The sequence below is a fragment of the Bradyrhizobium sp. BRP56 genome, from assembly GCF_020194035.1.
GTDB lineage: Bacteria > Pseudomonadota > Alphaproteobacteria > Rhizobiales > Xanthobacteraceae > Bradyrhizobium > Bradyrhizobium australafricanum.
Genome location: NZ_JADYVV010000128.1, coordinates 1 through 8,370 on the forward strand (window position 1 = coordinate 1; position 8,370 = coordinate 8,370).

5 protein-coding genes and 1 pseudogene are annotated in these 8,370 nt (G+C 63.0%); 2 read left to right on the forward strand and 4 right to left on the reverse strand.

Going from position 1 to position 8,370, the window contains the following annotated elements; genetic code table 11:
* Positions 1-914 precede the first annotated feature (914 nt).
* From I6F38_RS42510 to I6F38_RS42525, 4 genes and pseudogenes are all read right to left on the reverse strand, one after another.
* Positions 915-1,720, reverse strand: a pseudogene (locus tag I6F38_RS42510) (LysR family transcriptional regulator).
* Positions 1,721-1,890: 170 nt separating this feature from the next.
* On the reverse strand, positions 1,891-2,631 hold the full coding sequence (locus I6F38_RS42515) for a class I SAM-dependent methyltransferase (protein ID WP_057016230.1): 741 nt from the start codon (positions 2,629-2,631) through the stop codon (positions 1,891-1,893).
* 24 nt (positions 2,632-2,655) lie between these two features.
* Entirely contained in the window at positions 2,656-4,143 is a 1,488-nt protein-coding gene (locus tag I6F38_RS42520) for a hypothetical protein (RefSeq protein ID WP_225164589.1), read from the reverse strand.
* Between the two features lie 456 nt (positions 4,144-4,599).
* Positions 4,600-5,517 (reverse strand): LysR family transcriptional regulator, encoded by a 918-nt coding sequence (locus tag I6F38_RS42525; RefSeq protein ID WP_225164590.1) that lies wholly within the window; start codon positions 5,515-5,517, stop codon positions 4,600-4,602.
* 251 nt (positions 5,518-5,768) lie between these two features.
* Between I6F38_RS42525 and I6F38_RS42530 the strand changes: the two genes are divergently transcribed.
* Positions 5,769-7,082: an MFS transporter gene (locus tag I6F38_RS42530; RefSeq protein ID WP_225164591.1), complete on the forward strand. Its 1,314-nt coding sequence runs from the start codon at positions 5,769-5,771 to the stop codon at positions 7,080-7,082.
* 20 nt (positions 7,083-7,102) lie between these two features.
* Positions 7,103-8,176: a tartrate dehydrogenase gene (locus I6F38_RS42535; protein WP_225164592.1), complete on the forward strand. Its 1,074-nt coding sequence runs from the start codon at positions 7,103-7,105 to the stop codon at positions 8,174-8,176.
* Positions 8,177-8,370: the final 194 nt, after the last annotated feature.

Sequence of the window (8,370 nt, forward strand, 5' to 3'; positions counted from 1 at the left end):
AGATCGTCCCGCCGATATTGCTCCCGAGTGATCTTGGTCCAGGGCATCGTGCTCTCCCTCGAATCTTTGCAAATCCGATGGAATCACACCCCACTGAGATCACTCACCCATTTTTCAGTCAGGCTCTCAGGATGACGGGATGTACTGGATCGCTTGGTCGAGCCGGGCGATGACAGCTTTAATGGTGACGCAGCTTCGCATTCTGGCGGCATGTTATCGATTGGCGCGTGCGGAAAATACCGGCGGAAGGCCTTCGGCGACGGAGAGGCTGCCTTTATGCGACCAGCACATAGACCAGCATGGCAGCGGTGATCGCCATCCAGACGAGCGAGAGGCGGAAATACAGCAGGTCCCAATTCATGGGCGCGAGCGTACACGCCCGCGCTGACGTCAACCTTTCACCAGGTTAAGGCATCGCGGATTTAGTAGCTAAGCACGCCAGCGGAATGGATTGGTGGTTGGCACGCCGAAAGACACAGCTCCGGCCCTCAATTTATGAACATGGCAATCGCCACGAGGATGACCGGGCTTAGCCCCATCAGCACGACAAACACGCTGTAAAGTAGGTTGCCCATAACGCCGCCCTACGTTGGAAGGGGAAGCTATGCCGGGAGGAACTCGGCAAGCCAGTGCAGTTTGTGCCAGCGGTGTTCGAGCTTTGGGAATTACCCAGTCATCTCAGGTACCTAGCTGGACACCCCGTAACACTACGGGGGCGACACAGCTCAGGCAGAGAAAAGGGCGACGAGCGCCACCACCGCCAAAGCGGTAGCGACGCACCCTGCGATCATGACCCAGTCCTGACGCTTCGCCATGCCGGGCACGCTCACCCTGGCCGGCGCAGGTCGTGTTGACCTAGGTCAACCGGCCAAAATCATTCATCGGCCGTCGAGGCATCACGCAACGAGGCAGCCTCACGCCTCGCGCGCGTAACTCTTCAACCTTGCCTCAAGCACCGCGATCACCTGGTCGCGGACCGGATCGCGGGAGCCTTTCAGCCAGGCGGCGGCGAGCGGCAAGCGGCCGGCGCTGCTGCCGCGCTTCAGGCGGAGCGGCACAAAGCGGACGCCGGGGATCGCCATCCGCGCGGTCCAGCGCGGCACGATGGCAACGCCGAGCCTTGCCGCGACCATGTTGACGATGGTCTGCTTCTCGTCGGCGATCTCCTGGATACGCGGCGTCAACCCGGCCTCGTCGAACAGTTTTGTCGTCAGATCGTGGCTGTGCGGCCGCGAGCGGCGTTCCGGCACGATCAGGGGCTGATCCGCGATGTCCGGCAGCACGATCTGCTTGCGCCGCGCCAGCGCGTGCTTGTGCGACAGCGCCACCACGGCGGTCTCCTGCAACAGCGGGACAAACTCGATGCGGCGGTCGGGCCGCTCCGGCGGGCGCACGAAGGCGAGGTCGAGCGCGCCAGACAGCAGCTTCGGCAGCAGGCGGATGGTCTTCTCCTCGAGCAGTTGCACGGCAACATCAGGATGGGCGGCGCGGAGGTCGCGCAGCAGCGGCGGCAGCAGGCCGGCCGCCGCGCTGTCGATCGCGCCGATCCGGAAGCGGCGCGCCTGTGGCTTGCGCAGCCGACGGCGAAAGCCGTTCTCGATCGCCAGCAGCTTGATGTGGCGGCCCAGCGCCGAGGGCATCATCTGCAGGCGCAGCGCCGCGCGCCCGAAACGCAGTTCTCAGCAGCCGCCACGAAGCAGCGAAGCTGGTGCAGTTCCAAGACGCGGGCTTCCTTTCGGCTCAGTTATCGTCATGGCCGGGCTCGTCCCGGCCGTCCAGGTCGTCCTTTTATGCAGCCAAGACGTGAATGCCCGGCGCAAGGCCGGGCATAACGCGTTGTGGGGGAAGCGATCGAGCTCGTGTGCTCTCCGGCAAGAGCCGGGCGCATCGTCACAGTGCGGGGGTCCACCTGTTGCGATGACGGTAGAGCTTTGACAGGCTGAAGTTTCCGACCTCTTGTTCGCCCTTGCGGAAAATGGCTATCGCCTTCTGAACGCTCATTTCCGAAATGATATCGGGCCGGCTCCCACAGAGCATGACGAGCTCGAAGATCAGATTGGTGAGGGCGGGCATATCGGTCCATTGCTGCGTCTGATAGGGCTCCTCCCAATGAGCCCAGGCCCAATCTTCGATCAGATAGAGACCATCGCTCTTGAGATAATGGAAGGACGCCTCGAAGCTTGCTCGCGAGAGTTCGTATTGATGCGAGGCGTCGTCGATAATCATATCTATTCGCTGGCCGGGGAATTCCGTCCTGATGATGGTCTGGACGCGCGCGGTGTCGCCTTGCGACGTATTGTAGTACAATTTGACGCGGTCCGTCAGACCGTGGTCGCGGATCAGGCCAAGCACCGCTGGGCTCGCAGGTCTGATATCGATCCCGACGAACTTGATACGTTCCTCGATCGCGGCAAGAAGCAAGGCCGAACCACCTTCGAAGATGCCGAATTCCAGGATATTGGTAACCCCGTTCTCGCGAATGAGGCTTTTGTAGCGATCAATCATCCCGCGGTTCTTGATGATCGCGATGGAATCCTTCGTCGTCCTGGCATCATTGAAGTTCTGCCTGATCAGGCCAAACTTCATGTTGTTGATCACGAAGGTATTCTCATCACTCCAGACTTCATCCATTGGGAACCCCCTGTCGATATTGACTCAATTAACTGATCGCTGTTGTTTGCCCTGTGGCGTGCAGAGCCTCTCCTGCCAGATAAGCGGCATTTTTTCTCCATCCTCCGACGGTGCTTGGCGCAATTCCTCGCCTGCAATCTGCATGCCTGGCGGACATGGCCACGCAGTTGTCATCGAATCACTGGCCGATTTGCATCCGGCGCCAGCCGTTGTAGTTGAGATCGATGACGAACCGACGGCACACGCCTTCGGATCGATCCGCGTCGGCCACACCAGCTTGAACGGCGGAAGTGTCGGGCGTCGGCCCGCCGCGTTGGCGATCACTTTGAGACGCCGCACGCCTTCAGACAGCGTCGGCTGAATCCAGCCGCCTTCGGAGCTCTCGTTCCAGGCATAGATCACAACGCTCTTGAAGCGATCGTTGCGCGGATTGTTGGCCGCCTGACTGATTGCAGCACGGATTTGCCGTGTCCATTCCTCATCGGTGGCAGGTTGACACCAGTCCGGATTCGGCTTGCGAGTTTTCAGTTCCTGAGGATCGCGCAAAGCCGGTCGATAATCCCAGCCAAGCGTCACGGTTGGTAGGAAGCCTCCAGAACCATTCTGGGCTTCGGCTTGCCAGGCTTTCTGTGCAAGAGCCGCGCAACTGGCGTACGGCAGGGATTTTCCATTCGACCCAAGGGCGGTCGCATATGTACTCGCCGCATCAAATCCTATCCTGTGAGCAACGGGCTCCGTCTCGGACAGGTTGAAGAGCAAGGCAACCAGGTAGAGATCTCGGCCGGTCGCGGCCTTGACCCGATCCCTCATATCCTTCAGGGCCGCCTTTGTACCCTCTTCACCCCCAAGCCCCTTTATCCACGGGGTCATCGTACCAAGCAGGAAGAACACAGGCGCCGAGCCGTCGCTCGCCCGCATGTAATCCGGCCCAGCTACCGCTTTGCTGATTGCATCACTCACCATCGGCACATCACGAGGGGGAAATGACAGGTTGAAATTCAGCGCGTATTTGATGCCGAGCTTGTCTGGAAGCCGAAGAAAATTTCCCAACGCCCGATTGAGCGCCACGGCTCGACTGGGATCGCGTCCCCAGGAAGAACTCTCCAGGTAGTAGCCGAAGATGAAATAATCCAAGCCTGCGGACTTCGCGTAATGCACGTCCGCATTCAGTGCTCGTTCGGTGTTTCCGGGAAAACCGAGATTTCCGTTCGGCAGACGCTCTGTGTAATACGGAGCGCGCGCGCGCAATCCAGGGTCGGCCAGGACCTGCCCATAGGGACTGTCGAGACTCCAATTGTCCCACCGAATGGCACCTAATGAGACCTTGCTCGACGAGGCCGGTGCCGCAGTTGGTGCGGCGGGCGCTGCGGGTGCCACGGCGGAAGGACTGCCCTTGCTCACCTGAGCCATGGCTGGGAATGAGGAGACTGCCGTCGCAAGCACAACAAGCAGACGGATCGAGCAGTGTCGGGCTGTCCACATCATCACTTTCCCTTGGTCCAAAGCCGCCATGATGCGGCTCGGGATTTCGGTTGTTACTCGACATGCATTCAAGAAGTAACAAAGGGCGCTTATGTGGCGGCGCACTGCAATCGTATCCGTTGAAGCGGAACATCGATGCAACAGCGTGACATCAGACTTGCCTTGGTTCTCGCGAGCATTGCGCCGCGATTCACATTAGGTCGAAGCAGAACGGGATCGGTGGAACTTTCTGCGCCATGCGTTTCAGTTGATCGAGGAACTTTCTGCCGCCGAAATGGGCACAGGCGTTACCGCGCTCCATGCCTCGCGACGACACGGTTGAAAAATCGAATGATTCTTCCATTGGTTGAAGACTGAGGCTCCGCGTTTTGCAACACAGGTCCCGAATCCATCGATCCGCAAAACGCGTGGTGGAATGGATTCCGAGCTCGCGCTTCGCACGCCCCGGAAATGAAGAGAGAGAGAGAGAGAGAGAGAGAGACGTGTTCACGCCTCGCGCGCGTAACTCTTCAACCGTGCCTGGAGCACAGCGATCACCTGGTCGCGGACCGGGTCGCGGGAGCCTTTCAGCCAGGCGGCGGCGAGCGGCAGGCGGCCGGCGCTGCTGCCGCGCGTCAGGCGGAGCGGCACAAAGCGGACGCCGGGGATCGCCATCCGTGCGGTCCAGCGCGGCACGATGGCGACGCCGAGCCTTGCTGCGACCATGTTGACGATGGTCTGCTTCTCGTCGGCGATCTCCTGGATATGCGGCGTCAACCCGGCCTCGTCGAACAGTTTTGTCGTCAGATCGTGGCTGTGCGGCCGCGAGCGGCGTTCCGGCACGATCAGGGGCTGATCCGCGATGTCGGGCAGCACGATCTGCTTGCGCCGCGCCAGCGCGTGCTTGTGCGACAACGCCACCACGGCGGTCTCCTGCAACAGCGGGACAAACTCGATGCGGCGGTCGGGCCGCTCCGGCGGGCGCACGAAGGCGAGATCGAGCGCGCCAGACAGCAGCTTCGGCAGCAGCCGGATGGTCTTCTCCTCGAGCAGTTGCACGGCAACATCAGGATGGGCGGCGCGGAGGTCGCGCAGCAGCGGCGGCAGCAGGCCGGCCGCCGCGCTGTCGATCGCGCCGATCCGGAAGCGCCGCGCCTGCGGCTTGCGCAGCCGGCGGCGAAAGCCGTTCTCGATCGCCTCGGCGCGGCCGAGCAGCGCGCGGCCCTCGCGCAGCAGCACAACGCCGTCCTCGGTCAGCGACACCGCGCGCGTGGTGCGCGCGAACAGCCGCACCCCGAGATCCTCCTCCAGCAGCTTGATATGGCGGCCCAGCGCCGACGGCATCATCTGCAGGCGCTGCGCCGCGCGGCCGAAATGCAGTTCCTCGGCAGCCGCGACGAAGCAGCGAAGCTGGTGCAGTTCCAAGACGTCGCTTCCTTATGCCCTGCGTTCGTCATGGCCGGGCTTGTCCCGGCCATCCACGTCTTTCTTTGCCGCCAAGACGTGGATGCCCGGCACAAGGCCGGGCATGACGCCAAGTGAGACCGGGTCCGATTATATCATTTTTTTGTATAAACCGGCGCGGGTTGAAGCGAAAGGGCGCGAGCTTCTAGGCTTTCCGATGGCGCGCGACAGGCGCCGTCCCAACAAACAAAACGAACCCGGGGAAGAAGCCCATGGAAAGCCAGCTTGGCGCGCGCGTATTGCGCAAGATCTCACTGCGCATCGTGCCGTTCATCATGCTGCTGTACTTCGTGGCCTTCATCGACCGCGTCAATATCGGCTTCGCCTCGCTGACCATGAACAAGGACATCGGCCTGTCGCCGACCGTCTATGGCTTCGGCGCCGGTATCTTCTTCTGGGGCTACTTCCTGTTCGAGGTGCCCTCCAACATCATCCTGCACAAGATCGGCGCGCGGATCTGGATCGCGCGGGTGATGATCACCTGGGGCCTGGTCTCGGCGGCGATGGCGCTGGTGCAGGGTGCGACCAGCTTCTACGTGCTGCGCTTCCTGCTCGGCGCCGCCGAAGCCGGCTTCTTCCCCGGCATCATCCTCTATCTGTCCTACTGGTTCCCGGCGCGGCAGCGCGCCGCCGTCACCGCGCTGTTCATGGCGGCGGCGCCGCTCTCAACCGTGCTCGGCTCGCCGCTCTCCGGCGCACTGCTGGAGATGGACGGACTGCTCGGCTTCAAGGGCTGGCAATGGCTGTTCGTGCTGGAGGCCGTGCCCGCCGTGCTGCTGGGCTTCGTCGTGCTGGGCTTCCTGACCGACCGGCCGGAGCAGGCCAGATGGCTGGCCGACGACGAGCGCGCCTGGCTGGTCAAGACCATGAAGGCCGAGAACGACGGCAAGGCCACGACCGCGAGCCACAGCATCTGGCGCGGCCTCGCCGACCCGCGGGTGCTGGCGCTGGCGCTGGTCTATTTCGGCACCTCGGCCGGGCTCTACACACTTGGGGTGTGGGCGCCGCAGATCATCAAGGCGTTCGGCCTGTCGTCGATCCAGGTCGGCTTCCTCAACGCGGTACCGGCGACGGTTGCCGTCATCGCGATGGTGTTGTGGGCGCGGCATTCCGACCGCACCGGCGAGCGCACCTGGCACGTCGTGCTGGCCTGCCTGATGGCCGCGGCGGGACTTGCGCTCGCCGGGCTGTGGACCGGCCTTGCCGCCGTGATCGCGGCGCTGACCCTGGTCAATATCGGCATCTCCTCATCGAAGCCGCCGCTATGGAGCATGCCGACCATGTTCCTGTCCGGCTCGGCCGCCGCGGCCGGAATCGCCACCATCAACTCGATCGGCAATCTCGGCGGCTTCGTCGGGCCGGCGATGATCGGCTGGATCAAGGAACGCACCGGCAGTTTCGACGGCGGTCTTTATTTCGTCACCGGCCTCCTGGTGCTCTCGGCCGTACTCACGCTGCTGCTGTCGCGTGCGCAGAGCGCGCCCGCGCAAACCGAACCGCAACCCAATCCCGTGCGAACCCGCTAACCATCGATCGGAGAGATCCCATGCGTACCCATTCCATCGCCGCCATTCCCGCCGACGGCATCGGCCCCGAAGTGATCTCCGCGGGCGTCCGCGTGCTGGAGGCGCTGGCGAAGCGCAGCGGCGACATCAGCTTCAACGTCAAGACTTTCGACTGGGGCTCGGACTATTACAAGAAGCACGGCGTGATGATGCCGGCCGACGGGCTCGCCGATCTGAAGAACTTCGACGCGATCTATTTCGGCGCGGTCGGCGCGCCCGATGTGCCCGACCACATCACGCTGTGGGGCCTTCGGCTGCCGATCTGCCAGGGCTTTGACCAATACGCCAATGTGCGGCCGACAAAAATCCTGCCCGGCGTCGCCTCGCCGCTGCGCAATGTCGGCGTCGGCGATCTCGACTGGGTGATCGTCCGCGAGAATTCCGAAGGCGAATATGCCGGCATGGGCGGCCGCGCACACAAGGGCCTGCCGGAGGAAGTCGGTACCGAAGTCGCTGTCTTCACCCGCGTCGGCGTGACACGGATCATGCGCTATGCGTTCCAGCTCGCGCAGTCGCGACCGCGCAAATTCCTCACCGTGGTGACCAAGTCGAACGCGCAGCGCCACGGCATGGTGATGTGGGACGAGATCGCGGCCGAGGTGGCGAAGGACTTCCCCGACGTCACCTGGGACAAGATGCTGGTCGACGCCATGACGGTGCGCATGACGCTCAATCCGAAGAGCCTCGACACCATCGTCGCGACCAATCTGCATGCCGATATCCTCTCCGACCTCGCCGGCGCGCTGGCCGGCAGCCTCGGCGTGGCGCCGACCGGCAACATCGACCCGCAGCGCCGCTATCCCTCGATGTTCGAGCCGATCCACGGCTCGGCCTTCGACATCACCGGCAAGGGTATCGCCAACCCGGTCGCGACGTTCTGGACCGGTGCGCAGATGCTGGAGCATCTCGGCGAGAAGGACGCCGCGGCGCGCCTGATGGCGGCGGTCGAGAAGGTGTGCGCGGCCGGCGTACTGACGCCCGATGTCGGCGGCAAGGCGACGACCAGGGAAGTCACCGACGCGGTGATCGACGCGATCCATGGATCGAATGCGTGAGGGGGCGGTCGCTTCGCATCATGCAGTGAGGCGAGCACGCTAGTAGGGATCCCTCCCCCCTTGCGGGGCAGGGCTGTCCGGGGAACGTCATCCATAGCAGAACTCCATCTGGTTTGGGGATGTTCTGCATTTGCGGTGGCTGGGATTGATGGGCGGAGGCTGGTCGATGGTGGCGAGTGCTCGACGGGTGAACA